General features: G+C 49.5%; 25 protein-coding genes and 3 tRNA genes. All 28 read left to right on the plus strand.

Annotated elements, in window-relative coordinates:
- The first annotated feature begins 162 nt into the window (after positions 1 to 162).
- The 28 genes from DXB18_RS00610 (at position 163) to DXB18_RS00740 (ending at position 25,971) form a co-directional block, all read left to right on the plus strand.
- Positions 163 to 1,329 (plus strand): aminotransferase class I/II-fold pyridoxal phosphate-dependent enzyme, encoded by a 1,167-nt coding sequence (locus DXB18_RS00610; protein ID WP_118705385.1) that lies wholly within the window; start codon positions 163 to 165, stop codon positions 1,327 to 1,329.
- Positions 1,330 to 1,420: 91 nt separating this feature from the next.
- Complete coding sequence (gene truA / locus DXB18_RS00615; protein ID WP_118544068.1) at positions 1,421 to 2,272, plus strand: tRNA pseudouridine(38-40) synthase TruA; 852 nt, start codon at positions 1,421 to 1,423, stop codon at positions 2,270 to 2,272.
- Positions 2,273 to 2,306: 34 nt separating this feature from the next.
- Entirely contained in the window at positions 2,307 to 3,494 is a 1,188-nt protein-coding gene (locus DXB18_RS00620; RefSeq protein WP_118544067.1) for a cation diffusion facilitator family transporter, read from the plus strand.
- A gap of 72 nt (positions 3,495 to 3,566) precedes the next feature.
- A complete protein-coding gene (locus DXB18_RS00625) occupies positions 3,567 to 4,097 on the plus strand; it encodes an RNA polymerase sigma factor (RefSeq protein ID WP_118544066.1) in 531 nt (176 codons plus the stop codon).
- A 6-nt stretch (positions 4,098 to 4,103) separates the two neighbouring features.
- Entirely contained in the window at positions 4,104 to 5,840 is a 1,737-nt protein-coding gene (locus DXB18_RS00630; RefSeq protein ID WP_118705387.1) for a hypothetical protein, read from the plus strand.
- Positions 5,841 to 5,988: 148 nt separating this feature from the next.
- A tRNA-Gln gene (locus DXB18_RS00635) sits at positions 5,989 to 6,060 on the plus strand.
- Between the two features lie 27 nt (positions 6,061 to 6,087).
- Positions 6,088 to 6,159, plus strand: a tRNA-Gln gene (locus tag DXB18_RS00640).
- Between the two features lie 27 nt (positions 6,160 to 6,186).
- Positions 6,187 to 6,258 (plus strand) — tRNA-Gln (locus DXB18_RS00645).
- 193 nt (positions 6,259 to 6,451) lie between these two features.
- A complete protein-coding gene (locus DXB18_RS00650) occupies positions 6,452 to 7,174 on the plus strand; it encodes an acyl-ACP thioesterase domain-containing protein (RefSeq protein WP_118705389.1) in 723 nt (240 codons plus the stop codon).
- 36 nt (positions 7,175 to 7,210) lie between these two features.
- Complete coding sequence (locus tag DXB18_RS16280; RefSeq protein ID WP_207665746.1) at positions 7,211 to 7,348, plus strand: hypothetical protein; 138 nt, start codon at positions 7,211 to 7,213, stop codon at positions 7,346 to 7,348.
- On the plus strand, positions 7,341 to 8,174 hold the full coding sequence (locus DXB18_RS00655) for a S1-like domain-containing RNA-binding protein (protein ID WP_118544063.1): 834 nt from the start codon (positions 7,341 to 7,343) through the stop codon (positions 8,172 to 8,174). Before DXB18_RS16280 ends, DXB18_RS00655 begins: the two co-directional genes overlap by 8 nt.
- Before the next feature lie 10 nt (positions 8,175 to 8,184).
- Positions 8,185 to 8,775: a class I SAM-dependent methyltransferase gene (locus DXB18_RS00660; protein WP_118705391.1), complete on the plus strand. Its 591-nt coding sequence runs from the start codon at positions 8,185 to 8,187 to the stop codon at positions 8,773 to 8,775.
- Between the two features lie 192 nt (positions 8,776 to 8,967).
- Positions 8,968 to 10,056, plus strand: a complete 1,089-nt coding sequence (locus DXB18_RS00665; protein ID WP_118544061.1) for a helix-turn-helix domain-containing protein — start codon at positions 8,968 to 8,970, stop codon at positions 10,054 to 10,056.
- 2 nt (positions 10,057 to 10,058) lie between these two features.
- Positions 10,059 to 10,745 carry a cell division ATP-binding protein FtsE gene (ftsE, locus tag DXB18_RS00670; RefSeq protein ID WP_118705393.1) on the plus strand — a complete coding sequence of 229 codons (687 nt, stop codon included), beginning with the start codon at positions 10,059 to 10,061 and terminating at the stop codon, positions 10,743 to 10,745.
- Positions 10,735 to 11,643, plus strand: a complete 909-nt coding sequence (ftsX, locus tag DXB18_RS00675) for a permease-like cell division protein FtsX (RefSeq protein ID WP_118705395.1) — start codon at positions 10,735 to 10,737, stop codon at positions 11,641 to 11,643. Before ftsE ends, ftsX begins: the two co-directional genes overlap by 11 nt.
- 2 nt (positions 11,644 to 11,645) lie before the next feature.
- Positions 11,646 to 12,965: a peptidoglycan DD-metalloendopeptidase family protein gene (locus DXB18_RS00680; RefSeq protein WP_347560827.1), complete on the plus strand. Its 1,320-nt coding sequence runs from the start codon at positions 11,646 to 11,648 to the stop codon at positions 12,963 to 12,965.
- Between the two features lie 29 nt (positions 12,966 to 12,994).
- Positions 12,995 to 14,347, plus strand: a complete 1,353-nt coding sequence (locus tag DXB18_RS00685) for a S41 family peptidase (protein ID WP_118705397.1) — start codon at positions 12,995 to 12,997, stop codon at positions 14,345 to 14,347.
- A 153-nt stretch (positions 14,348 to 14,500) separates the two neighbouring features.
- Positions 14,501 to 14,905 carry a hypothetical protein gene (locus tag DXB18_RS00690; RefSeq protein ID WP_118544057.1) on the plus strand — a complete coding sequence of 135 codons (405 nt, stop codon included), beginning with the start codon at positions 14,501 to 14,503 and terminating at the stop codon, positions 14,903 to 14,905.
- A gap of 55 nt (positions 14,906 to 14,960) precedes the next feature.
- Positions 14,961 to 15,818 (plus strand): methylenetetrahydrofolate reductase [NAD(P)H], encoded by an 858-nt coding sequence (metF, locus tag DXB18_RS00695; protein ID WP_118544056.1) that lies wholly within the window; start codon positions 14,961 to 14,963, stop codon positions 15,816 to 15,818.
- Positions 15,819 to 15,904: 86 nt separating this feature from the next.
- On the plus strand, positions 15,905 to 16,558 hold the full coding sequence (locus DXB18_RS00700) for a vitamin B12 dependent-methionine synthase activation domain-containing protein (protein WP_118705399.1): 654 nt from the start codon (positions 15,905 to 15,907) through the stop codon (positions 16,556 to 16,558).
- 156 nt (positions 16,559 to 16,714) lie between these two features.
- Positions 16,715 to 19,147, plus strand: coding sequence for a homocysteine S-methyltransferase family protein (locus DXB18_RS00705; protein WP_118705401.1), 2,433 nt, complete (start codon positions 16,715 to 16,717; stop codon positions 19,145 to 19,147).
- Between the two features lie 176 nt (positions 19,148 to 19,323).
- Entirely contained in the window at positions 19,324 to 20,325 is a 1,002-nt protein-coding gene (locus tag DXB18_RS00710) for a glycoside hydrolase family 25 protein (RefSeq protein ID WP_118705403.1), read from the plus strand.
- A 220-nt stretch (positions 20,326 to 20,545) separates the two neighbouring features.
- Positions 20,546 to 21,361 (plus strand): helix-hairpin-helix domain-containing protein, encoded by an 816-nt coding sequence (locus DXB18_RS00715; protein ID WP_118705405.1) that lies wholly within the window; start codon positions 20,546 to 20,548, stop codon positions 21,359 to 21,361.
- A 15-nt stretch (positions 21,362 to 21,376) separates the two neighbouring features.
- Entirely contained in the window at positions 21,377 to 22,075 is a 699-nt protein-coding gene (locus DXB18_RS00720; protein WP_118705407.1) for a response regulator transcription factor, read from the plus strand.
- A gap of 17 nt (positions 22,076 to 22,092) precedes the next feature.
- Entirely contained in the window at positions 22,093 to 23,559 is a 1,467-nt protein-coding gene (locus DXB18_RS00725; RefSeq protein ID WP_182430419.1) for a hypothetical protein, read from the plus strand.
- A 104-nt stretch (positions 23,560 to 23,663) separates the two neighbouring features.
- On the plus strand, positions 23,664 to 24,650 hold the full coding sequence (locus tag DXB18_RS00730) for an alpha/beta hydrolase (RefSeq protein ID WP_118705409.1): 987 nt from the start codon (positions 23,664 to 23,666) through the stop codon (positions 24,648 to 24,650).
- Positions 24,647 to 25,126 (plus strand): 23S rRNA (pseudouridine(1915)-N(3))-methyltransferase RlmH, encoded by a 480-nt coding sequence (gene rlmH, locus DXB18_RS00735; protein ID WP_118543922.1) that lies wholly within the window; start codon positions 24,647 to 24,649, stop codon positions 25,124 to 25,126. Before DXB18_RS00730 ends, rlmH begins: the two co-directional genes overlap by 4 nt.
- Before the next feature lie 98 nt (positions 25,127 to 25,224).
- A complete protein-coding gene (locus DXB18_RS00740) occupies positions 25,225 to 25,971 on the plus strand; it encodes a hypothetical protein (RefSeq protein ID WP_182430420.1) in 747 nt (248 codons plus the stop codon).
- Positions 25,972 to 26,042 lie beyond the last annotated feature (71 nt).

Below are 26,042 nucleotides of genomic sequence, written 5' to 3' on the forward strand. Positions count from 1 at the left end.
ATGTGCGGGGAATTGTAAAGTTAGTCGAGACTTTTTAAATAAACTGTGGTAGAATAAGCCTAATCTTTTATGAAAAATATGAGATGGCACAAAATGTAATGGAAAATGTTTCAGGCGGTTGTGAAGCCTGGATATGTGCCGGAGTTACGGAGGAGAATGATTATGAAATTTGCAAATAGAATGAACCGGTTTGGAGAGGGCGTCTTCTCCAGACTTGCCGAGATGAAACGCCAGAGACTGGAAGCCGGGGAGAGTGTGCTGGATTTAAGCATCGGTGCGCCGAACATTCCGCCGGCGAAGCATATTCTCGACGTGCTCTGCAAAGAGGCAGCCGATAAAAACAATTATATTTACGCGATCAATGACCAGAAAGATCTGCTGCAGGCGGTTTCCGGCTGGTATGAGCGCCGTTATGGGGTAGCGCTGGACCCGGACACGGAGATCTGTTCCCTGCTTGGTTCCCAGGAGGGACTGGCTCACATCGCCATGTCTATCGTGGATGAGGGTGACCTGGTTTTGGTTCCGGATCCGTGCTATCCGGTATTTGCAGATGGTCCGCGTCTGGCCGGGGCAGAGCTTTACTATATGCCGCAGAAAAAGGAAAATGGCTATGTGATCCGCCTTTCCGATATCCCGGAGGATGTGGCACAGCGTGCAAAATTTATGATCGTTTCTTATCCGAATAACCCGACTGCTGTGATGGCACCGGATTCCTTCTATGAAGAACTGGTCGCATTTGCAAAGAAATACGATATCACTGTCCTTCACGACAATGCCTACAGTGAACTGGTATTTGATGGAAAACATTGCGGAAGCTTCCTTCGTTTTCCGGGGGCAAAAGAGGTTGGTGTCGAGTTTAATTCCCTCTCAAAAACTTACGGTCTTGCTGGCGCGCGAATCGGCTTCTGCGTGGGCAATCCGGAGGTCGTGAAGCATTTAAAACTCCTTAAATCGAATATGGATTACGGCATGTTCCTGCCGATCCAGAAAGCAGCGGTTGCAGCGATCACCGGTGACCAGGCCTGCGTTAAGACAACCCGTGCAGCTTACGAGAAACGCCGCGATGTGCTCTGCGATGGCTTAAATGCCATCGGCTGGAAGATTCCAAAGCCGGAGGCAACGATGTTTGTGTGGGCACCGATCCCGGAAACCTTTACAAATTCAGAAGAATTTGCGGTGGAACTGGTAAAGCGAAGCGGAGTGCTTGTCACACCAGGCAGCGCATTCGGACCATCCGGAGAAGGCTATGTGCGCATGGCACTCGTCCAGGATGAGCCGGAGTTAAAGAAGGGCATCGCAGCGATTGAGGCGTGCGGGATTCTGAAATAAGTTTGATTAAAAAGCAGCAGGCCACGAAATGCCGCCAGTCGGCGGCATTTCTGGGTCTGCTGATGTGATTTTATCTGATTAAGGAGCGCTTATGAGTCAAAATTACAAAATGATCATACAATATGAAGGCACCCGGTACGATGGCTGGCAGAAGCAGGGCAACACCGAAAATACGATCCAGGGGAAGCTGGAAAAGATGCTGGAGCGCATGACGGGATTTTCTGTGGAAGTGCATGGCTCCGGACGCACGGATGCCGGTGTGCATGCGATGGGACAGGTGGCAAACTTTCACCTGCCGGATAGCTGGAAACCGGAGGGAAGCCAGAATCAGAATGGCGGACCGAATCAGGAAAAAAACCAGAAAAATGACTGGCACAAAAACGGGGCTCACGATCGGAAACAGTTCGCTGTGGCAGACTGGATCCGTGATTACTGTAACCAGTATCTTCCAGACGATATCGCCGTAACCGAGTTGACACCGGCACCGGAGCGTTTCCACGCCCGCTTGAGTGCGGTGAAGAAAATCTACACCTATCAGATCGAAACCGGGGCAAAGCGCGATGTATTTTCCCGCCGGACCTGTTATGGGCTTGGCCAGCCACTGGATGTAAATGCGATGCAGAAAGCGGCGGGGCTTCTTTGCGGAACCCACGATTACAGGAGCTTTTGTGGAAATAAGAAGATGAAAAAATCTACCGTGCGGACCATTTACCGGATTGACGTAAAGCAGGATGCGGGCAGCAGTCTGGTGAAGCTGGAATTTGAAGGAACTGGATTTTTGCAGAATATGGTACGCATTCTGACTGGAACCCTGATCGAGGCAGGGCTTGGAAAACGGGATGCAGGCTCGATGCCGGAGATCCTTGCGGCACTGAACCGGCAGGCTGCTGGTTATACGGCGCCGGCGGAAGGTCTCTGTCTGCAGAAGGTATTTTATGAGTAAAGGCTTGTGAGGAAGGTATGGCGTTGAAAAGATTATGATCAATTTTTTAGTAAAACGATTTGTAAAAGACTATGAAAATGTAGAAAATGCAAAGGTAAGGACTGCATATGGAATGCTGGCGAGTATTCTTGGAATCTGCTGCAACCTCTTTTTGTTCAGCTCCAAGTTATTTGCGGGATTTCTGGTAAACAGTATTTCGGTTATGGCAGATGCCTTTAATAACTTATCGGATGCGGCGTCCTCGATCATCGGATTTGTCGGGGTGCGTATGGCGGAAAAACCGGCGGATGAGGAGCATCCATTTGGACATGGACGCATGGAATATATTGCAGCCTTTGTGGTTGCCTTTCTGGTTGTTCAGGTAGGCTTTTCGCTTTTAAAGACTGCGGTTGAAAAAATCCTGCATCCAGAAACCCTGAGTTTTAGTCTGTTTTCGGTTGGAATTCTGGTGTTTTCTGTGTTGGTGAAACTGTGGATGGCCTCCTATAACCGGAAGCTGGGAAAGAAGATCCATTCCACGGTGATGATGGCAACTGCTGCGGATTCCCTGGGAGATGTGGGCGCGACCTCAGCGACGATCGTGTCTCTGCTTGTATTCCGTTTCTTCCATATTAACATCGATGGCATCATTGGTCTGGTGGTTTCGGTTCTGGTCCTGATCGCGGGCATCAACATTGCGAAGGATACACTTGCTCCGCTTCTGGGCGAGGCCATCGATTCGGAGGTTTACAAAAAAATTTCTGATTTTGTGGAAAGCTATGACGGAATCATTGGCAGCCATGATCTGATCGTGCACAACTATGGGCCAAGCCGCAGCATGGCATCAATCCATGCGGAGGTGCCGAGCAAGGTCGATATTGAAGTGTCGCATGCGGTGGTGGATCGGATTGAACGCGATGCGATGGAAAAGCTTGGTATTTTTCTGGTCATCCACATGGATCCGGTTGAGACCGACAATGAACTTGCGGCGATTTTAAAAGAGATGACCATCGATGTGATCCTGCATCTGGATTCCCGTCTGACTCTGCATGATTTTCGTATTGTCCAGAGTCCGACCCGCATCAACCTGATCTTTGATCTGGTGGTGCCGCGGGATTATACCAGACAGATGCGGGAAGAACTGACCAGGCAGGTCTGCGAAAAGGTGCGGGAGCGGGATAGCCGCTGCGCCTGCATTGTTACGGTGGAAAACAGCTACCGGCAGGAAGAACATCAGGAATAAATTACTATTTTCTGCAATAAGAATTGCCGGGAACGCATTAAATGATTGTGAGGAAGGAAAAGGAACAGTCGATTGAATCAGGAGGAACTTTTAAAACAGGTAGCAGAGGGTGACCGGGAAGCGTTTCACCAGCTTTATCTGGAGACAGACAGGAGTGTATATAGTTTTATTTTATCGATCCTGAAAAATCCGCAGGATGCGGAGGAAGTTCTGCAGGAAACCTATCTGAAAATATGGACTTCTGCGGCCAGCTATAAGCCGCAGGGAAAGCCCCTTGCGTGGATGTTTACCATTGCCCGGAATCTGTGTTATATGAAGTTCCGGGATCAGAAACGCATGGCAGATGTGGGACTGGATGAGCTTTCCGGCGAAGAGACCGGAGAACTCTGCCTTCCGCTTGAGCAGATGACGGATGCCATGGTATTAGAGGCAGCACTGGAAATTTTGAAGGAAGATGAACGCCAGATCGTTTTATTGCATGCATCTTCCGGTCTGAAACACCGGGAAATCGCTTCCGGGCTTGGCATGCCGCTCGCTACGGTACTGTCGAAGTATAACCGGGCTATGAAAAAACTGCAGAATTATCTGAGAGAGGAGGTGTGAGTGCATATGGACAGGAAGACGCAGAAACTGGAACATGGTGACCGGGAAAGGAAACAGCAGGAAACCAGTGGACAGACAACGGACGGCCAGGAAACGGAAAGCCAGACAATGGAAAGCCAGACAATGGAAAGCCGGAACATGAGCAGCCAGGAAATTGAACAGCACCTGAAATCGGCTCTGGATGCGCTCACGCCGGATGTCTTTGAAAAACTGGATCTCTCTGTGCCGCAGCTAAGGCCGCAGGCGGACCGCGGTCAGGAAAAAATCATAACGCTGCAGCGCCGTATCCGTGGCATGGCAGCGGTCGCAGCAGCGTGTCTGTGCCTAGTGACGGCCGCAGGAGGTGTCTGGCATTATCAGTATCAGAACCGCCAGATCGATTCTGTAATCGGAATCGATGTCAATCCGAGTGTAGAGCTTTCCATCAGCCGCAAAAACCGGATCTTAAAGGCGGAGCCTCTGAATGCAGATGCCAGAACGATCATGGAAGATATGGACCTCAAAGGTGTTGAACTCAACGTGGCGGTCAATGCAGTGATCGGATCCATGGTAACGCATGGTTATCTGGATGATCTGGACAATGCGATTCTGGTCACCGTCAGCAACGACAGCGTGAAAAAGGCATCCGCCCTGCGCACCAGCGTGGTGGAAGACATTGAACAGACATTAAAGGAAAACCAGGTGGATGCAGTCGTCTATGACCAGCAGGTGATCGAAGCGGATGAAGTACGCAGTCTTGCGGATACGTATGGGATTTCTTACGGAAAGGCTTATTTTTTAAAGGAACTGATCGACCAGAACCGGAACTTAACGCAAGATGATATGAAGCGGCTTTCTACCATGAACATGGAAGAAATCGCCAGGGAGATCACGAAGGATTCCCTAAGTCTGGGAGAATTTGCGGATGAGGCGAAATCTTCACGGGATGCGGATACGAAACCGCAGGAAACGGAGACACCGGAAGCGACCGAAAGCAGCGTGGAAACCGAACCGGAAACTTTGGAAACATCGAAAAAAGCGGAAGAAACCACTGCAGAGAAAACGTCTGCAGTTGAAACCGTGGCAGAGTCACAGTCTGAATTGGAAACAGAGGAGGAAATCCGTCAGGGTAGGGTAAAGATCGATTATGTGGATTATGAGGAAGGCCGCATCTACATTTATTTTGAAGATTATGTCCGCTGGAAAAATCCGACAGTATCCGTGCGGGACGAGGACGGGAATTCCTATGCAGCACGGATCGAAGAAACGGAAAGTGACAGCTGCATCGTAGAGACGGATGCCCTGGAAGGCGGAAAAACGTACAGTTTTGTCCTGGGCGGTATTACCCGCAAGGGGGATACGACTGCTACGACCGTAAAGGGCTATTTTGATGCCCCGGAGATTGCAGAGGAGCTTAAGTCTTCTGAAGCATACAAAAAAGATGCTGAGAACACAGACGAGAATACGGATGAGGATGAGAATAGCAGGGCAGATGCCAAAACAGATACGAAATCAGATGCGAAAGCAGATTCCGGGGCAGATGTCAAAGCAGAACTGAAATCAGATGCGAAAGCGGATTCTAAGGCAGATGTCAAATCAGATTCTGAAATACATCATTCATCAGAACAGTCACAAAAAGAAAAGACAGAAACCGGTCACGATGCAGATCAGGGAAGCAGTACTGCGAAACCAGATTCCAAAAGCGATGAAGAGAACACTGCAAAAGGCAGCGCGGAAACCGGAGAAGAAAACAGCAGTATGTAAATGATATTGGAAAAAAAGCGCGAGGAACAGAGCGTCAAAACTGCGTAAATCAGGCACTTTTTCAGGAAATTTGAAAAAAATAAAATTTTTTGAAAAAAGTGCTTGACCAAACGGGTGGTATCGTATATAATAACACTCGTTGCAGCGATGGGCTATCGCCAAATGGTAAGGCAACGGACTCTGACTCCGTCATTTCAAGGTTCGAATCCTTGTAGCCCAGTTCAAAAACTTCATATCCGATTATTATTGGGCTATCGCCAAATGGTAAGGCAACGGACTCTGACTCCGTCATTTCAAGGTTCGAATCCTTGTAGCCCAGTTCAAAAACTTCATATCCGATTATTATTGGGCTATCGCCAAATGGTAAGGCAACGGACTCTGACTCCGTCATTTCAAGGTTCGAATCCTTGTAGCCCAGCTGAAAAAGCTTCCGGTTTTCGGAAGCTTTTTTGTATTGTACAAAAAGTTCTAACAATTCTTTTAGAAAAACAGTTGTGAATCCACGAGGAATGTGAGATAATAAGGGACGATTTCCATTTTGCGGATTTCTCGGAAGAAATCCAGGGACCGTGAGACAACCGTGGGATATCGTGACCAGAAGGAGGACAATCATGTATTCATTTGACAGCAGGGTGCGCTACAGCGAGGTAGATGAGGACCGGAAGCTTTCTTTGACCGGGGTAATCAACTATCTCCAGGACTGTTCGACGTTTCAGTCGGAGGACTTGAATCAGGGAATTGATTACCTGACAAAGAAGCACCGGGCATGGCTGTTGTCTTCCTGGCAGATCATTGTGGATCGTTATCCGAAGTTAGGAGAGCGGATCGTGGTGAGCACCTGGCCGTATGCCTTTAAGGGCATTTACGGGTACCGTAATTTTACGATTCAGGACCCGGAGGGCAATTATCTGGTACGGGCCAATTCCAACTGGTTTTTCTTTGACACGGAGTCCGGCTGTCCGGTTCGTGTCGGGGAGGAAGATGTGGCGGCTTATGGCATCGGGCAGGAGGAAAAACTTCCGATGGACTATGCACCGAGAAGAATCCCGCTTCCGGCGGAATATGAGGAATATCCGGTCATTGCAGTGGCGGCGCATCACATCGATACCAACCACCATGTGAACAATGCCCAGTATGTGGAAATCGCGCGGGAGGTATTGCCGGCAGGGCTTTGCATCCGGGAGCTTAGGGTGGAGTACAAAAAAGCGGCAGTCCTCGGCGACAACATGATACCGCGCGTCAGCGTGGAAGCAGGGTGCTATACCGTAGCCCTGTGCGATACAGAAGGAAAGCCTTATGCCATTGTGTGGCTGCGAAGTTACTGTTCAGAGTAGGAATTTTCTGCACTGAAAATTCCGTACAATACAGTTGTGGCAGCAGATTTTGCCGATTTGGAATGCGAAGCATCGGCAAAATCACGATGCTGGGCACGCTTGCGTGAACAGCATGGCTGCGGGCAGGTAAGCGGTCGTGAAGGAACGACCAGAAAGAGAGAACCAAATGATTGAATTAGGAAAGATACAGCCCCTTGTAGTTCAGAGAGAAAAAGAATTCGGAGTGTATCTTGGCGAGAGCCAGACCGATAAAAACTCGGTGCTCCTGCCGAAAAAACAGGTGCCGGAAGGCACAAAAGTGGGCGACAGCCTGGAAGTGTTTGTTTACAAGGATTCCCAGGACCGTCTTATTGCAACCACCAACCGTCCGAAATTACAGGTTGGAGAGACTGCAGTCCTGACCGTAAAGGATGTGGCAAAGATCGGCGCATTCCTCGACATGGGGCTGGAGAAGGACCTGCTGCTTCCGTTTAAGGAGCAGAACCACAAGGTGCGTCAGGGCGAAAACTGCCTGGTTGCGCTTTATGTGGACAAGAGCCAGAGACTCGCAGCGACCATGAATGTATATTCTTACATGAGTGCAGAGTCCCCGTACAAGAAAGATGACAAAGTACAGGGAACCATCTACGAGATCAATGAGAACCTTGGTGCGTTTGTGGCAGTGGATAACCGCTATTACGGACTCATCCCGAAAAAGGAGCTCTACGGAGATTTCCATCTGGGCGATGTGATCGAAGCACGTGTTGTGAAGGTACGTGACGATGGCAAGCTGGACTTAAGCCCGCGTCAGAAAGCCTACATGCAGATGGATGAGGATGCCGAGCTTGTATTAAAGGTCATCGATGAATTTGACGGAGTTCTGCCGTTCAATGACAAGGCAAGACCAGAAACCATCATGCGGGAATTTAAGCTGAGCAAAAACGCATTTAAGCGTGCAGTCGGCAAATTACTGAAAGAAAATAAGATCCGTATTACGGAGAAAACCATAGAGAGAATATAGGAGGATAGTTTTGGACACGATAGAATACTATAATAAGTATGCGTCGCGAATTTTTGAGGATACGGTAGATCGTGACATGGAGTCGCAGCGGGAGGAGTTCTTAGAGGAACTCCGCGAAATCGATGGCGACACCATTTTGGATCTCGGGTGCGGCTCCGGCCGCGACAGCCTGGCATTTTACGAGCAGGGCTTTGATGTAACTCCACTGGATGCTTCCGAGGAAATGTGTAAGCTTGCAGAGATCCACACAGGCCTGGAGGTGCTGTGCATGGATTATGAAGACATGGAGTTTGACGATGCATTTGACGGCATCTGGGGGAACGAAGCGCTGATCCATGTACCGGAGGAGGAACTGCCGGGTATCCTGGAAAAACTGACCGAGGCACTGTGCCAGAACGGAATCTTATTCCTTTCCTTCCAGGAAGGAGACTTTGAGGGACAGAGAAGCGGACGGTACTTCTGCGAATATACAAAAGAAGAACTGGAGCGCATCTTAACAGAAACGGGTCGTCTGGAAATCTTAAAGATCTGGACTACAGAAGATGAAGACCGGGAAGAAGGAGCAAAACTCCTAAACGTACTTGCAAAGAAAATATCCTGATGTACAGAAAAAATTTTGAAAAGATTTTATTGAATTTAGACAATAAAACATCAAAAAAGGCAGGCAAGTATTGGATACTTGCTTGCTTTTTTCTGCAAAGTGCATTAAAATATACGATATGGGTCCTTTTATGTTTGTGCGATTTTACAAAACGGGGCGGTATTACGAAATAAGGATTAAGGAGTGAATATTATGATTTCAAACCAGATTCTTCAGACAACCATCGACGGCCTGAAGGGAATCACCAGAATTGATCTGTGTATCTGCGACACAGAGGGCAAGGTGCTGGCTTCCACATTTCCAGAGGCAGAAGAGTACGAAAATTCCATTCTTTCCTTTGTGGATTCACCGGCAGACAGCCAGGTGATCCAGGGTTACCAGTTCTTTAAGGTGTTTGATGAGCATCAGCTGGAATACATTCTGCTTGCCAAGGGAAGCAGTGACGATGTCTACATGGTAGGAAAGCTGGCAGCGTTCCAGATCCAGAACCTGCTGGTCGCTTACAAAGAGCGTTTCGACAAGGACAACTTCATCAAGAACCTGCTTCTTGATAACCTGCTGTTAGTTGACATTTACAATCGTGCGAAAAAGCTGCACATTGAGACCAATGTCCGCAGAGTGGTATTCCTGATCGAAACCAGGCAGGAAAAGGATGTGAATGCGCTTGAGACTGTCCGCAGCCTGTTTGCAACCAAGACCAAGGACTTTATCACCGCAGTCGATGAAAAGAACATCATTCTCGTGAAAGAAGTAAAACCGAATGAGGACTACGCAGACCTGGACAAGACTGCCAGCGTGATCCTCGATATGTTAAGCTCCGAGGCCATGACCAAAGTGCGCGTGGCTTACGGTACCGTAGTTAACGACATCAAGGAAGTATCCCGCTCCTACAAGGAAGCAAAGATGGCCCTGGATGTAGGCAAGATCTTCTACAACGGAAAGAATGTGGTCGCATACGGAACCCTGGGAATCGGCCGTCTGATCTATCAGTTGCCGCTGCCGCTGTGCCGGATGTTTATCCGCGAAATTTTCGATGGCAAATCCCCGGATGAGTTCGATGAGGAAACGCTGACCACCATCAATAAGTTCTTTGAGAACAGCTTAAACGTATCCGAGACCTCCCGTCAGCTCTACATCCACAGAAACACGCTGGTTTACCGTCTGGATAAACTTCAGAAGAGCACCGGACTGGACCTTCGGGTATTTGAGGATGCTATCACCTTTAAAATCGCGTTAATGGTTGTGAAGTATATGAAATACATGGAGAACCTGGATTATTAATCATGATAGAAATTCGTAATATAAGTAAAACCTATGAGAATGGAAGCAAGGCATTGAAAGACATTGACATCCGCATCCAGGACGGAGAGTTTGTCTTTATCATGGGACGGAGCGGATCAGGAAAATCAACCCTGATCCGCCTTCTGATGAAAGAGGCAGAACCTTCCTCCGGCCGGATCGTTGTAAACGATATGGATCTCCAGAAGATGCCGCGTCGTTACATACCGAAATACCGCCGCAGACTTGGCGTTGTATTTCAGGACTTCCGGCTTTTGAAAGACCGGACAGTATTTGAAAATGTAGCATTTGCCCAGAGAGTGGTAGGTGCTTCTACCAGAAAGATCCGGGAAGACGTTCCGCAGATGTTAAAGCTGGTGGGACTTTCCGCAAAGTACAAAAGTTATCCGCAGCAGCTTTCCGGAGGCGAGCAGCAGCGTGTAGCCATTGCCCGCGCCCTGATCAACCGGCCGGAGGTACTTCTTGCGGACGAGCCGACCGGAAACCTGGATCATGAGAATGCAGCAGAGATCATGAAGCTTCTGGAGCGGATCAATGCGCTTGGAACTACGGTTGTGGTCGTAACACACAGTCAGGAAATTGTAGACCAGATGGGCAAACGGGTCATCACTCTGAACAAAGGACGTCTGGTGAGTGACGAAAGAAAGGGTGGATCAAACCGTGAAGATTAGTACATTCTGGTATTGCATGAAAGAGGGCATGAAAAATATATGCAGAAATATCTGGTTTTCGCTTGCTTCTGTAGCGACGATTTCTGCATGTATTTTTTTGTTTTGTCTGTTTTTTTCCATCATTGCCAACATCCAGTATATGGTAAAGCATGTGGAGAGCACCGTAGGTATCACGGTATTGTTCAATGAGGACATGACCGAGGAAGACATTCAGAGTCTTGGCGAAGTCATCCACCAGCGTCCGGAAATCCGGGAGATGTACTATATCTCTGCGGAGGATGCCTGGAATTCCTTTAAAGAGGAATATTTTGCAGGGCATGAGGAACTGGCAGAAGGTTTCGCGGACGACAACCCGCTTGCCGGTTCTGCTTCTTATGAGATCTTTTTAAACGATATTTCCCAGCAGAATGATCTGGTGGCTTATTTACAGAGCTTAGACGGAGTGCGTCAGGTGAATTACTCCAATACGGCTGTGGCAGGCTTTGCCGGCTTTAACCGGGTGATCGGCGTGTTATCCTCCCTGATCATCGGTGTGCTGCTGGCGGTTTCGCTGTTTCTGATCAACAACACCATTTCCGTGGCAGCGGCATTTCGCAAACAGGAATGTCAGATCATGCGTCTGATTGGTGCCACCAATTTTATGATCCGTGCACCGTTCATTGTAGAAGGTGTGATGATCGGTCTGGTCGGTGCCCTGATTCCGTTAGTTGGCAACTACTTCCTTTATACGAAGGGAATTGTCTATTTATCGGAGCGGTTTCAGGTTCTGTCGGATCTGTTCTATTTTATTCCGGTAGCACAGATCTACCCGCTTATGATCGGGGCATCCATGCTCCTTGGCGTGGGAATCGGCTTTTTGGGAAGCTTTTTCACCATCCGTAAGTATATGAAGGTGTAAGCATGCATAAAAACAATAGAGATATGACCGTTGCGGGAAACTGCAATTGGAAAAGAATACGAAAACGCATTGCGGCGGCGCTGCTTGGTGCTGCCATGGCGATGTCTTCGTTCCAGACTGCATACGCAACGAAACAGGATGTGGAAGCGGCGAAAAAGAAAGTCAGCTCCATTGAAGAAGAAAAGAAAAAAGTACAGGCGACGATCAAAAACCTGGAAGGATTAAAGAATGATGCGGCTGCTTATGTGAAAGAACTGGATGGCAGCCTGACCAAACTGGAAGGAGAACTCGATGAGCTTTCTTCCCAGATCAGCACGAAAGAGCAGGAGATCGCCGACACGGGAGTTGCCCTGGAACAGTCGAAAGAGACAGAAAACAAACAGTATGCCGATATGAAGCTGCGCATCAAATATATGTATGAACAGGGAAATACCAACTATATTGACATGCTGTTTCAGTCGACAGATATGGTACAGCTGATGAACCGGGCGGAGTACATCAACAAGATGTCGAATTATGACCGGAAAAAGCTGGATGAATACGCAGCTACCAGGCAGGCTATTGCGGATGAGGAGCAGAAATTAAAGGACGATAAGGCGGCTCTTGTGGATATGCAGGAGAAGACCAGAGCCAAGCAGGAGTCGGTTAAGACGCTGCGTGCCCAGAAAAATAAGGAAATGCAGAATTATGCCGGTCAGATCGATACGGCGCAGAGCCAGGTAGACCAGTACAATGCTGATCTGGCTGCCCAGGAAAACAAGATCAAGCAGATCGAGGCAGAGATCAAGCGGAAAGAAGAGGAAGAACGCAAGAAGGCTGAGGCAGCCCGTAAGGCAGAAGAAGAGGCGCGCAAGAAAGCAGAGGCCGAAGGAAAAAAGGTTTCCGCTACGGATAAAGCCGCATCGTATAATGTTGCCAGTCTTGGGAATATTAGCTTTAAGTGGCCATGTCCATCCAGCAGCAGAATTTCTTCCGGTTTTGGAAGCAGAACCTCACCGACCAAGGGAGCGTCCAGCAACCATCAGGGCATCGATATCCCGGCATCGACCGGGGCAGCAATTGTGGCGGCAGCATCCGGCACGGTCGTCGTATCGACCTACAGCTATTCTGCGGGAAATTACATCATGATCAGCCATGGAGGCGGTGTATACACGGTATACATGCATTGCTCCCAGCTGCTGGCATCGGAAGGCCAGACCGTAAAACAGGGACAGACCATTGCAAAGGTTGGCTCCACGGGGTATTCCACGGGATCTCACCTGCACTTTGGAATCCGGTCCGGCGGACGGTATGTAAATCCGCAGTCTTATGTAAGTCCGTAAAGGGAAACAGAATAAACGAGGTGACATCATTGGAAAAAGAGAATAAGGGCAAGACAAAATTTTGGAAAGGCGTTTTAGCAGGTTCCCTTGTGACTGCACTCGCGGGCTTTGGCATTGTAGGCGTAGCTACCGGTATTTCCGTGATCGGGCGGACGGTGATCGAAAGCCAGGTGCAGGATACCAAAGCTTCTGGAACCGGAAGCGATGCGGTGCGCACCCGGGTCGATTTAAAACAGGTCGATGCAAAAATTTCCGTGTTGCAGCAGATCATAGACCGCTACTTCTTATTTGATGAGGACGCACAGCAGATGGAAACCGGCATCTACAAAGGCATGCTGGCAGGACTGGACGATCCGTATACGGTATATTATACGCCGGACGAGTACAGTTCTTTAACCGAAGAGACTTCCGGTGTTTATTGCGGCATTGGTGTTCTGGTGAGCAAGAATGTCCAGACCGGAATCGTAATGGCACTCCGCGTATTCCCGGGTTCCCCTGCGGAAGAGGCAGGGATGCAGAAAGGCGATATTCTTTATAAAGTAAAAGACGTCTCTGCGGCCGAGGAAGAACTCGATATTCTGGTTCAGGAATACATCCGCGGCGAGGAAGGCACCTATGTTGATGTAACGGTGCTGCGCGGAACGGAAGAAATCCCGCTTCACATTCAGAGACGCATGGTAGAAGTGGCAACTGTAGAACACCAGATGCTGCCGGACAAGACCGGCTATGTCCTGGTAACCCAGTTTGATACCGTAACGGCAGAGCAGTTTATCGATGCCGTTTCAGATCTGGAACAGCAGGGAATGGAACGTCTGGTTATTGACCTGCGCGACAACCCGGGCGGTGTGGTGACCTCCTGTGTAGAGATGGCTGCATATGTTCTGCCGGAAAACCAGCATGACGGCACCATTCTTTCCACTGCAACCAAGACCGGGCAGGAAGAACGCTATTACTGTCAGGACGGTCAGACCCGCCATGATGTCAGGGGGACGAGCACGGAAGATGGCGTGTTCCCAAAAGCAGATGATCATGAGCTGAATGTTCCGATTGCTGTTCTCATCAACGGACAGTCCGCCAGTGCGGCAGAAGTATTTGCCGGTGCTCTCCAGGACTATGGTGCAGCCACTCTGGTTGGAACTACCTCTTTTGGAAAAGGAATCGTGCAGAGCCTGATCCCGTTAACCGACGGCTCTGCAGTCAAGATCACGACTGCCCACTATTACACACCAGCCGGTCATGACCTGCATAAAAAAGGCCTGACCCCGGATGTGGAAGTCGAGCAGCAGATTGACGAAGACCTCATCGGACAGTATGATATCCCGTTAGAACGGGATAACCAGGTGCAGGCTGCGATCGAGGCGCTGAAGGAACAATATCATTGAAAAACGATGGACCGTGGAAGTTGCCGAAGGCGATTTCTACGGTCCTATTATGTTAACGATATTGTTGTTTTTGGAAAATATTGCGCAGAAAATGGAAAATCTCAAAATGTTATGCTATACTAAAGAACAAATCGCGTGAGGAGGTGCCATTTTATGATGCAGCGAATTTGTCCGGTGTGCGACCAGGTGATGAAACATGCCCATTACTGCAGTGCATGCAGATCCTGGGTGAAGGACCCGGTGTATATGAATGTAACCTACTATCTGAATGAGCGGCATCCAGAGCATGAAATGCACTGCAGCTATCACAACGAAGATCCGGATCCTGTGAAAAACGGGACCGGAAAGCAAAAGGCGGCATATAAACCAGCAAAGCCTGCAGTGAACACTCCGCGAACAACGGAAACTGCTGACAGGAAAATGACCGCGAAAAAAACGGATGCAAAAACCCAAAATCCGGTGAAAAAACTGGTTTTTCTGTATGTGTTCATTGTGGTTCTGTTCTGGATCATCAGTCTGGTGGGCGGTCTGGTGAACGCATTGATAGGGATTTTTTAATTCAGACCGATTGTGGATTGAACCAAAACAAGTATGAAGAGAGGATTTTATACCGATGAAGATCAGAGATATTCTTGCAAAAAACGAACCGACACTTTCCTTTGAGGTGTTTCCGCCGAAGACGGAGGACAAATATGAGTCTGTAGAGGCAGCCGCTTTCGAGATTGCAAAGCTGAATCCGGCATTCATGAGCGTTACCTACGGTGCCGGCGGCGGAACCAGCCAGTACACGGTGAACATTGCCGCTTCTTTAAAGGCGAAGGGCGTAACCCCGCTGGCGCATCTGACCTGTGTTTCCTCTACCCGGGAGAAGGTGCATTCCGTTCTGAATCAGTTAAAGGCAGAGGGCATTGAAAATGTACTGGCTCTGCGCGGCGATATCCCGAAGGACGGCAAGGTAGAGAAGGATTACCGCTATGCTTCCGAGCTGATTGCGGAGATCAAGGCATCCGGCGATTTCTGCATCGGTGCTGCCTGCTATCCGGAGGGGCATGTGGAATCTGCAAACAAGACCGAAGACATTCAGCATCTGAAGGAAAAGGTTGAGGCTGGCTGCGACTTTGTGACTACCCAGATGTTCTTTGACAATAATATCTTATACAATTATCTGTACCGGGTTCGCGAGAAAGGCATTACGGTTCCGGTGATCGCAGGCATCATGCCGGTAACCAATGTAGCCCAGATCAAACGCATCTGTTCCATGTCCGGAACTTACCTTCCGGCACGCTTTAAGGCGATCGTAGACCGTTTCGGAGATAACCCGGCAGCCATGAAGCAGGCTGGTATTGCTTATGCGACGGAGCAGATCATCGACCTGATCGCAAACCATGTGAACGGCATTCACGTTTATTCCATGAATAAGCCGGATGTGGCTGCGCAGATCAAAAACAGCCTTTCTGAGATCATACGGTAGGAAAAATATGGATTTTTGTTCACTGGCAAGGGCTGAATGGCTTACATGCGTGAACAGAGACCAGAAACTACGGAGAAATTTTATTCATGGGAAATACATTTCAGTGGAATGACCGGGAACTTTTGCGCTATCTTGGCTGCAAAAATGGAATTGTGCCAGATGAAAACACGAAAGTCCTGATCGCCCAGTGCAAGCAGGAACTGGAGCAGGCAGCTTCCCCGCGGGTAACCTGGAGGGAGTATTCGCTGTCTATTCAGGACCACGTGATCGATATGACCTGTTTTCAGACAAGGAGTAAAAGCCTGGAGCGGAATCTAAAGGACTGTGAGCAGATCCTGTTGTTTGCAGCAACGCTTGGCAGTCAGGTGGATGTATTGCTGCACCGCTATAATATGATCCAGATGAGCAAGGCGGTGGTCATGCAGGCGGCATCGGTTGCCATGCTGGAGACCTTCTGCGACGAAGAAAACCAGAAGCTGAAAGAAGCCTATCAGGAAAAGGGCTGGTATCTGCGCCCGAGATTCAGTCCGGGCTATGGGGATTTTCCGCTGGAATGCCAGCGGCAGATCGCACCGGCACTGGAACTTTCAAAACGGATCGGTGTGACGCTGACGGACAGCCTTCTTATGGCACCATCCAAATCGGTGACCGCGGTCATCGGACTGAGCCGCCTGCCGAGAAACTGCACGGTGCAGGGGTGCGAAGTCTGCGCAAAGCGGGACTGCGCGTATCGCAGGTAAAATTCGGACAATACAGGCGTACGAAGCGGCAAGAGTTGGTGTTTGGCGTCATTCGTTTGCCTTTTCGTGCAGTTTGAGACAAGGCAGATATACAAAGTAGCAACGGTCATTGTTTGCCTGACAATGAAAAAAATGAAAACACGAAGGAGTTTGGTTATGGATATAGTACAGGAACTACAGAAACGCATCCTGTTTTGTGACGGAGGAATGGGAAGCCTTTTACAGGAAGCGGGCTTAAAACCGGGAGAGCTTCCGGGCACCTGGAACATCACCCACCCGGAGGAGCTTGTGAAGATCCACAAGGCTTATCTGGAGGCTGGCGCGGATATCGTGACAACCAATACCTTCGGTGTTGATCGCTTAAAATATAATGAAACAACCGAGTTTCAGTTGGAGCCGGTGATCCGCGCGGCAGTAGCAAACGCGAAAGAAGCGATCCGCCAGAGTGGAAAGCAGGCCTGGATCGGTCTGGATATGGGACCGACCGGAAAGCTGCTAAGACCGATGGGCGACCTGGCTTTTGAAGATTGCTATGCGATTTACCGGGAAGTGGTGGAGATCGGTGCGGATGCAGGTGCGGATTTTGTCCTCATCGAGACCATGAGCGACAGCTATGAAACCAAGGCAGCGGTGCTGGCGGCAAAGGAAGGCTGCAATCTCCCGATTTTTGTCACGGTAACTTTTGATGAGCGCGGAAAGCTGTTAACCGGTGGAAGCCCGGCTTCGATCGTAGCCATGTTAGAGGGCCTTGGTGTGGATGTTCTGGGCATGAACTGCGGACTTGGTCCGGTTCAGATGAAAGAAATCCTGAAGGACATTCTGGAGGTTTCCTCCACTCCGGTGATGATCAATCCGAACGCGGGTCTTCCAAGAAGCGAGAATGGAAAGACCGTTTACGATATCGATGCGGCACATTTCGCAAAGACCGTAGAAGAAATCGTGGATATGGGTGCCCGCATTGTGGGCGGCTGCTGCGGTACCACGCCGGAGCATATCCGCATGGTGGCAGAGCGCTGCCGGGATAAACAGCCGGTTCCGGTTACGAAAAAGAACCGTACCGTGGTTTCTTCGTTTGCACAGGCAGTGGAGATCGGCAAAAATCCGGTCATCATCGGAGAGCGCATCAATCCGACCGGAAAATCCAAGTTCAAACAGGCCCTGCGTGACCACAACCTGGAATACATTCTCCGCGAAGGTGTGACCCAGCAGGATCACGGTGCCCATGTGCTGGATGTAAACGTAGGTCTTCCGGAAATCGACGAGCCGTCTATGCTAGAGGAAGTAGTGCGGGAACTGCAGAGCATCATCGATCTGCCGCTTCAGCTCGACACGACCGATGCAGAAGCTATGGAGCGGGCTATGCGTGTATACAACGGAAAGCCGCTCATCAACTCTGTCAACGGCAAAGAAGAATCCATGCGCACCGTATTCCCGCTGGTGCAGAAATACGGCGGTGTTGTAGTTGCACTGGCGTTGGATGAGGGCGGTATCCCGGAAACCGCGGAAGGCCGTATCGAGGTGGCAAAGAAGATTTACCGGACCGCAGCCGAGTATGGCATCGGACCGGAAGATATCGTGATCGATGCGCTTTGCCTGACGGTAAGTTCAGACAGCCAGGGCGCCATCACGACACTGGAAACATTACGACGGGTGCGTGATGAACTCCATGGAAAGACCATTTTAGGTGTGTCCAATATTTCCTTCGGACTTCCGCAGCGAGAGATTATCAACGCGGCGTTCTTCACCATGGCGATGCAGAATGGCTTAAGCGCTGCAATCATCAATCCGAATTCCGAGGCGATGATGCGTGCGTACTACAGCTTCCGCGCGCTGATGAATTTAGACCCGCAGTGCAGTGAGTACATTTCCGTCTACAGCGGTCAGGTAGCAAGCCTGGGACAGAGCGCGGTGACTGGAAATGGCGGTTCGGCAGCAGGAAGCGCGGCCGGAGCAGCAGGCGGTCAGGGAACTTCTGATCTGCATGCCAGCATTGTAAAAGGCCTGAAGGATCAGGCGGTACATGCGGCGCGAGAACTTCTGGAAACCCAGGATGCGTTGGATGTCATCAATAGCCAGATCATTCCGGCACTCGATGTTGTGGGAAAAGGCTTTGAGAAAGGCACCATGTTCCTGCCGCAGCTTCTGATGAGCGCGGAGGCTGCGAAAGGCGCGTTTGAGATCATCAAAGAAAAGATGGATGCCAGCGGTCAGAAGCAGGAGAAGAAGGGAACCATCATCTTGGCTACGGTAAAGGGGGATATTCACGATATCGGAAAAAATATCGTAAAGGTCCTTCTGGAAAACTACAGCTACGACGTACTGGACCTTGGAAAAGATGTTCCGCCGGAGACGATTGTGGAGACCGCAGTGGAGAAACACATTCAGTTGGTCGGTCTCTCTGCGCTGATGACGACAACCGTTCCAAGCATGGAAGAAACCATTGTACAGCTTCGCGAAAAAGCACCATGGGTCAAGGTTATGGTGGGCGGCGCCGTGCTGACCCAGGAGTATGCCGATACTATGGGGGCAGACCAGTACTGCCGCGACGCGATGGCATCGGTCAATTACGCAGAGCAGGTGTTTGCGTAGATTGGTATGAAATGTCGTTTGGGCATTGCTGCTTGCGTATTGCGTGAACAACAACGCGTTTGGCAAACATAGAAAATAGTAAGAAATTTTTAAAAGAATAGACATTGCATCTCCTTTCCGTCTGGATTACACTAAAACACATGACAAAAGTATAATCAGACAGAAGGGAGATTTTTATGTTATTTCATAAGAAACATACAGGCAGATGCCTGGCGGCGCTGGCACTCTGCGGGTTATTTGCCATGCAGAATCCAACCGCACCTGCTATGGCAGCACAGGAAACTTTAAGGATAGAAAACCAGAACTTCTACCGGAGTGACGGAACCCAGATCACGGGGGCGGTCGCAAAGGGCGTTACCATTTCCAAATATCAGAACCAGGCTGGTCCGATCGACTGGGCAGCCATGAAAGCAGACGGTGTAACCTTCGCCATGATCCGTGTGGCTTATATGGACAGCGAAGAGCCTTACCTGAAAGAGGATCCGTATTTCAAAGAAAATATAGCAGGCGCACTCCAGAACGGAATCCGTGTCGGCGTGTTCTATTACACAAGAGCATTGGATGAGAACACCGTGCGCCAGGAAGCGCAGTTTGTGCTGGATAAGATCAAGGACTACCCGATCTCTTACCCGGTTGCATATGATGTGGAATCCAAATACCTGATGGACAACGGAAAAACACCGCAGGAACTGGCAAATCATGTAAACATTTTCTGCAAAGCCATTGCAGACGCAGGATACCGTCCGATGCTGTACGGAAACAATGAATGGCTGACGAAACATATCGATCTCTCCCAGATTCCGTATGACATCTGGTATGCCCGCTATGGAACAAACGGAGACTTCGTAAACCGCAAGATCTGGCAGTTTACGGAAACCGGAACCGTAGCCGGGATTACCGGCAATGTCTGCCTGGAGGTTTCCTATTATGATTATCCGGAACTGGCAAATGCAGCTGCAAGCAAAACCTATACCGTTGGCTCTTCAAACAGCGGCGGTCCAGGCGTAAATATGCAGACCTCCGGACAGACCCAGGCAACCCCGACCGCAGGACAGTCTTCTGACGGACAGACCGGCCCTGGCACCAAGGCAGGAGGAGTGGTCCAGACCAGCACCTCCCCAACCCCGGCAGCCGGACAGGATGAGAGCCAGCTGGCCAAATCACCGTCCGAATCGTAAAATTAAACAATATTGCACGATAACGAATGAGGGGCGAAAGTTCCCGCAGCCGCCATGCATGGCGGCTGCGGGAACTTTCGCCCCTTTGATACTTACTGTGCTAAATTGTTTTAAAAGGTGGTGACGGTTTGCGGAAAATACCGCTTGTATTTGTGCACGGCTTTCGGTAGAATAGTACTAGGCTGAATCTGGGATTCTCTTTGGAAACGGAGAGAAGAACATGAAGAAAAAACGATCTGCCATTTTAAAATGGCTTTTGCTGGCTGTGTTTTTGCTGGCGGCCGGATGCTTTTACAGCTACAGTGGAGGGCAGACTTCTGAAACGTGGAATCCGTCAGCAACTTCCATGGAGACAGAGTCGCTGGGAGCGTCGGAAACATTCAAAGCGGAAGTGCCAGAAGCAGGAAAAGAAGCGGAAGTAGAAGAAACCGAAAAACTGGAATCAGATGGACAGTCCGGTGCCGAAATCGTATCGGAAACAGCGGAACAGGCAGCGGTACAGAAAGCAGGACAGTCAACCGTACAGAGGTCCGGTGCGGGCACTGCGGAGCAGAAACGCTGCTATGTGTACATCTGCGGAGAGGTCAATTGTCCAGGTGTTTACACGCTACCGGAAGGCGCGCGGATTTATGAAGCCATTGAACTGGCTGGCGGTTTTACCGGGGAAGCAGCGGAAAGCTGGCTGAATCTGGCAGAGCCGGTCTGCGACAGCATGAAGCTGGAGGTTCCGTCCCGGACACAGGCAAAGGATCCGTCATGGCAGGCGAAAAGTCAGGCTGGCAGTGCAAACAATGCGGGGGCGGCCGGAGGTGGAGCGAACGGTGCAGCGGGGAAAAGCCAGGCGGCACTGGTGAACATCAACACGGCTTCTCTGGAAGAACTGATGACGTTAAAAGGCATTGGGGCTTCCCGGGCAGAGGATATTGTCCGCTACAGGCAGGAGACCGGTGGTTTTACAAAAATTGAAGACATTATGAAAGTGCCTGGCATCAAAGAGGCAGCTTTTCAGAAAATAAAAGACAACATTATAGTATAGGGAATAGGTGAGAACATGGCAAAGATTCTGGTGGTTGATGATGAAAAACTGATCGTGAAGGGCATCCGGTTCAGTCTGGAACAGGACGGCATGGAAGTGGACTGCGCATATGACGGGGAAGAGGCAATCAATCTTGCGAAGCAGACCGAGTACGATGTGGTACTTCTGGATGTTATGCTGCCGAAGTATGACGGGTTTGAGGTTTGCCAGGCAATCCGTGAATTTTCCGAGATGCCGATCATCATGCTGACTGCCAAGGGCGGAGACATGGACAAGATTTTGGGACTGGAATACGGGGCCGATGATTATGTCACGAAACCTTTTAATATTCTTGAGGTAAAGGCACGGATCAAGGCGATCATGCGAAGAAATTCCAAAAAGGCCGGTAAGGGAAAAGCAGCAGAGAATAAGATGATCACGGCAGGAAATTTAAAGCTTGACCGGGAAGGACGTCTGGTATTTATCGGAGAGAAAGAAATTAACCTGACTGCGAAGGAATTTGATCTTTTGGAACTTTTGGTATGCAATCCGAATAAGGTGTATTCGCGAGAGAGTCTTCTGGCTCTAGTGTGGGGCAACAAAGCATCCGAATCTGGTGATGTTCGAACCGTAGATGTTCATGTCAGACGCTTAAGGGAAAAAATTGAACCAAGTCCGAGTGACCCGAAATATGTGCATACGAAGTGGGGCGTCGGTTATTATTTCCGTGTGTAGGACAAGAGGTGAGCAGTATGGAACAAAACAAATGGACAAACCGGTGGAGAAGACTGGACAATACGGCTAAGATTTTTCCGGTGATCGCAAATGAAAATGTGAGCCAGGTATTCCGGATTTCGGTCACGCTAAAAGAAAAGGTAGATCCGGAACTTTTAAGCCAGGCACTGAAGGATCTTCTTCCGGAGATCCGGAATTTCCGGGTAAAACTCAGGAGAGGACTTTTTTGGTACTATTTTGAAGAGAATGACAGAATCCCTCAGGTAAAACGGGAAAATACGTACCCGTGCCGTTTTATTGACCCGCATGGAAACCAGCGTTTTTTGTTCCGGGTAACCTATTATGAAAAGCGGATCAACCTGGAGGTGTTCCATGCGCTGACAGACGGACTTGGGGCAGTAAATTTCTTAAAATGCCTGACCAGGCAGTATTTGAGACTGGCGGCAGGGGCGTCTCAGTTTATGACATGGGACGATGAAAATATCCGCAAACAGGAAGTATTCCATGTGCAGGACAGTTATTTAGAGCATGGCGATGACGGAAAACCGCGCAGCTACAGTTCCAAACCGGCTTATCAGCTGGAAGGACATTATCTGCCGCTTGGAGCCGGTCAGGTTTTGCACGGCTATGTTCCGGTCAGTGAACTTAAGAAAGTTTGTAAAAAGCACGGAGTGAGCATTACCAAATATCTGGCGGCAACTCTGATCTGGTCGATCTGGAAGGAATATTTGGGCGGAAGAAGCAGCCGGAGGGCAGTTGTATTGAATCTTCCAATCAATCTGCGGGCCTTTTTTGGTTCTGATACCATGGCTAATTTTTTTGCAGTTACCATGATCGGCTGGCTGTTCCGAAATCCGGATATTCCGTTTGACGTGCTGCTTCAGAAGGTCAGCAGCCAGATGGATAAAAAAATTGACAAAGAAAAGCTGGCAGAGAGCATTGCCTACAATGTCTCCAATGAGAAAAAATGGTATCTGCGTGCAATTCCGCTCTTCCTTAAGGTTCCGGCACTTTCCATGGTGTTCCGTTTAAAAGACCGTGCCTACACGATGACATTATCCAATATTGGTCCGGTTTCGATGGAACCGGAATATGCAGATCTGATTGAGCGCTTCCATCTGATGATCGGGGTGTCCCGTCGCCAGCCGGTAAAGTGCGCAGTCTGTGCTTATCAGGATGAAATGGTGATCACCTTTACCTCGGTATTTGCGGACAGCCGTCTTCAGAAGCAGTTTTTCCATAAATTAAAAGAAGATGGTGTACCGGTCCGTTTTGAGGGAAATGAGCTTTCTGCGGCAGCAAAACGGGATATGTATCCGCGAGTCCGAAAAGTGCTCATCCGCCGCGGAGGCGCAGAGGAAAAAGCAACCCGTATGGCAAAGAAAGTAGGAAATACCGGAGTGGGCGCGGCAAAAGGAATCCGCGATTATGTAAGTGGCCGGAGAAGCTGGAAAGAAGAATTAAAACGGCGCCTGCATATATAATCACCACGTAACTGCTTTGCCGGTCTGCACAGTTGCTGCATAGACTGTGCGTATGCGAAACAGTTGGAAATAATGTTAGACAGAGCTTGGAAAGGATGACTAGTTTGAGAAACAGAGAAGTGAGCCTGCGTGGAAAACTGGTGCGGGACATGATGAAAAACATGATGGATTCCGCCATGGGACATAAGATCCAGACCGGGGAATACCGGATGGATCCGAAGGAGCCAGCCTGGAATTGTCCGCCGGATTATGAATATGAGATCATCGGGATGGAACATTTTAAAATGGAATATCTGCGTCCGGCCGGTGTGTGTACCGGGAGGGTGATTCTCCAGTTTCATGGCGGCGGCTACATTGGCCCCATGAAGAATATTTACCGGGATTTTGCCATACAGTATTCCCAAAGAAGCTTCGGCGGAGATGTGCTGACGGTGGACTACCGCGTTGCCCCGGAGCACCCGTATCCAGCTGCGCTGGAAGATGCCGTGGCAGCGTACCAGTGGCTGATCGGGGAGAAGCATTATGAATCCGGAAAGATCATCATAGCGGGAGATTCTGCAGGAGGTGGTCTGGCACTGGCATTGGTCATGTATCTGCGCGATCATGGAATGGAACTTCCGGCGGGTATTGTGGTCATGTCACCCTGGACGGATCTGACGAACAGCGGAGGCTCATATCAGACAAATTTTGACCGGGATCCCCAGTTTGGCGGTACAACAGACAATATGCTGTTTCACAGTCCTTATATTGGAACTGCAGATCCGCGCGATCCATATCTGTCTCCTTTGTTTGGCAGCTTTGAAGAGTTCCCACCGGTTTTGTTCCAGGTGGGAAGTGAGGAAGTGCTCTTAGATGATACTTTGCGGGCGGCTGATAAAGTACGGAAAGCACATGGAAAATTGCGTGTGACTGTCTATGAGGGTATGTTCCATGTGTTTCAGATGGCGCTGCGCCTGATTCCGGAAAGCCGGGAGGCATGGGACGAAGTAAGCCGTTTCCTGGAGGTCATTTACCGGATCGAGCGGAAAAAAGAAGGAAAAACCGTAAAACGGGTAAAATCCGGACGGGAGAGAAGCAGGAGAGAATCATGAAGATCACACTGGTGACGGTAGGAAAAATCAAAGAAAAGTTTTATACGGATGCGATCGCAGAATATGCGAAGCGGTTAAGCCGTTACTGCAAACTCGAGATCGTTCAGGTAGCAGATGAAAAAACGCCGGATAAGGCGAGCGAGGCAGAAGAAATCCAGATCAAAGAAAAAGAAGGGAAACGGATCCTGGAGCAGATCAAGGATGGTGCTTTCGTCATTGCCCTTGCAATCGATGGAAAAATGCTGGATTCCGTGGAACTGGCGGAAAAGATCGATAAGCTTGGTGTTGGTGGAGTCAGTCAGCTGGTTTTTGTGATCGGTGGTTCCCTCGGACTCTCCAAAGCCGTGCTTGACCGTGCCGATTACCATCTGAGCTTTTCAAAGATGACATTCCCGCATCAGCTGATGCGGGTGATTTTGCTGGAACAGATTTACCGCAGTTACCGGATTATCCACAAAGAGCCGTATCATAAGTAACGGTATCATAAATCATGCTGCCGGTGGCGCAGCAAAGCAGTATACAGAGCAATCAGGTTTCAGAGGAAAGACCATGTAAAAAAAGGAGGAGATTTCATATGAAAAACTGGAAAAAACAGATTGCATTGGTTGTAGCAGCAGGACTTTTGATGGCAATGGGAGCCGTTACTGCATTTGCAAGTTCAAAGAGCAGGCTGGAAACGATCACAGATCTTTACTGGGGGGACGATGGAACAACTGCAAACTGGGAAACGGTAGAGGATGCTTATCAGTATGAAGTGCGTCTTTACTGTGAAGAAAGCCAGGTGGCAAGTGTCAAAACCAAAAAAGACTCTTATGACATGGAAAAGAAAATGACAAAAGAGGGAAATTACACGTTCCGGGTGCGCGCTCTGGCAAAATCAAATTCGAAGGAATTTACAGATGGATACTGGTCGGAAGATTCTGAGGAAACCTATATTGCGGCTGATTTTGCTGAACTGATCAAAAATGGCGGAAGTTCTTCCCAGTTAAAGAACGGAGGACCTGGAAAGAAAGAAGGCGAACAGGCGGCTGAAGAGAAAGAAGCTTCCGTTGTGTCCCAGGCGAAATGGATCCAGGAGGCAGGAAGCGGTCGCTGGTGGTATCAGAATGCGGATGGAAGCTATCCGGCAAATGGCTGGTGGCAGGACCTGGCAAACGGGATCTGGTATTTCTTTGATGCGCAGGGCTATATGCAGACGGGATGGATCGACTGGAACGGCAGCCGCTATTACTGCACGGGAAGCGGTGCCATGGCAGTCGGGGAATACACCATTGACGGTGCTGCATACCGGTTTGATGCTTCCGGTGCCCTGCAGGAGTAAAAAAAATGCGATAAAGAAAACATGGTATAGGATAACCGAATACAGCGCATTGTGCAGGAAACAATTGTGAA

Origin of the sequence: Clostridium sp. OM02-18AC, assembly GCF_003481825.1 — a bacterium.
In the GTDB taxonomy this organism is placed as follows: domain Bacteria; phylum Bacillota; class Clostridia; order Lachnospirales; family Lachnospiraceae; genus Brotaphodocola.

Excerpts from the sequence above, each read along its gene's own strand:
- DXB18_RS00610 (WP_118705385.1), top strand. The coding sequence starts at position 163 with ATGAAATTTGCAAATAGAATGAACCGGTTTGGAGAGGGCGTCTTCTCC.
- truA (WP_118544068.1), top strand. The coding sequence starts at position 1,421 with ATGAGTCAAAATTACAAAATGATCATACAATATGAAGGCACCCGGTAC.
- DXB18_RS00620 (WP_118544067.1), top strand. The coding sequence starts at position 2,307 with ATGATCAATTTTTTAGTAAAACGATTTGTAAAAGACTATGAAAATGTA.
- DXB18_RS00630 (WP_118705387.1), top strand. The coding sequence starts at position 4,104 with ATGGACAGGAAGACGCAGAAACTGGAACATGGTGACCGGGAAAGGAAA.
- DXB18_RS00650 (WP_118705389.1), top strand. The coding sequence starts at position 6,452 with ATGTATTCATTTGACAGCAGGGTGCGCTACAGCGAGGTAGATGAGGAC.
- DXB18_RS00655 (WP_118544063.1), top strand. The coding sequence starts at position 7,341 with ATGATTGAATTAGGAAAGATACAGCCCCTTGTAGTTCAGAGAGAAAAA.
- DXB18_RS00665 (WP_118544061.1), top strand. The coding sequence starts at position 8,968 with ATGATTTCAAACCAGATTCTTCAGACAACCATCGACGGCCTGAAGGGA.
- ftsE (WP_118705393.1), top strand. The coding sequence starts at position 10,059 with ATGATAGAAATTCGTAATATAAGTAAAACCTATGAGAATGGAAGCAAG.
- DXB18_RS00680 (WP_347560827.1), top strand. The coding sequence starts at position 11,646 with ATGCATAAAAACAATAGAGATATGACCGTTGCGGGAAACTGCAATTGG.
- DXB18_RS00690 (WP_118544057.1), top strand. The coding sequence starts at position 14,501 with ATGATGCAGCGAATTTGTCCGGTGTGCGACCAGGTGATGAAACATGCC.
- metF (WP_118544056.1), top strand. The coding sequence starts at position 14,961 with ATGAAGATCAGAGATATTCTTGCAAAAAACGAACCGACACTTTCCTTT.
- DXB18_RS00700 (WP_118705399.1), top strand. The coding sequence starts at position 15,905 with ATGGGAAATACATTTCAGTGGAATGACCGGGAACTTTTGCGCTATCTT.
- DXB18_RS00705 (WP_118705401.1), top strand. The coding sequence starts at position 16,715 with ATGGATATAGTACAGGAACTACAGAAACGCATCCTGTTTTGTGACGGA.
- DXB18_RS00710 (WP_118705403.1), top strand. The coding sequence starts at position 19,324 with ATGTTATTTCATAAGAAACATACAGGCAGATGCCTGGCGGCGCTGGCA.
- DXB18_RS00715 (WP_118705405.1), top strand. The coding sequence starts at position 20,546 with ATGAAGAAAAAACGATCTGCCATTTTAAAATGGCTTTTGCTGGCTGTG.
- DXB18_RS00720 (WP_118705407.1), top strand. The coding sequence starts at position 21,377 with ATGGCAAAGATTCTGGTGGTTGATGATGAAAAACTGATCGTGAAGGGC.
- DXB18_RS00725 (WP_182430419.1), top strand. The coding sequence starts at position 22,093 with ATGGAACAAAACAAATGGACAAACCGGTGGAGAAGACTGGACAATACG.
- rlmH (WP_118543922.1), top strand. The coding sequence starts at position 24,647 with ATGAAGATCACACTGGTGACGGTAGGAAAAATCAAAGAAAAGTTTTAT.
- DXB18_RS00740 (WP_182430420.1), top strand. The coding sequence starts at position 25,225 with ATGAAAAACTGGAAAAAACAGATTGCATTGGTTGTAGCAGCAGGACTT.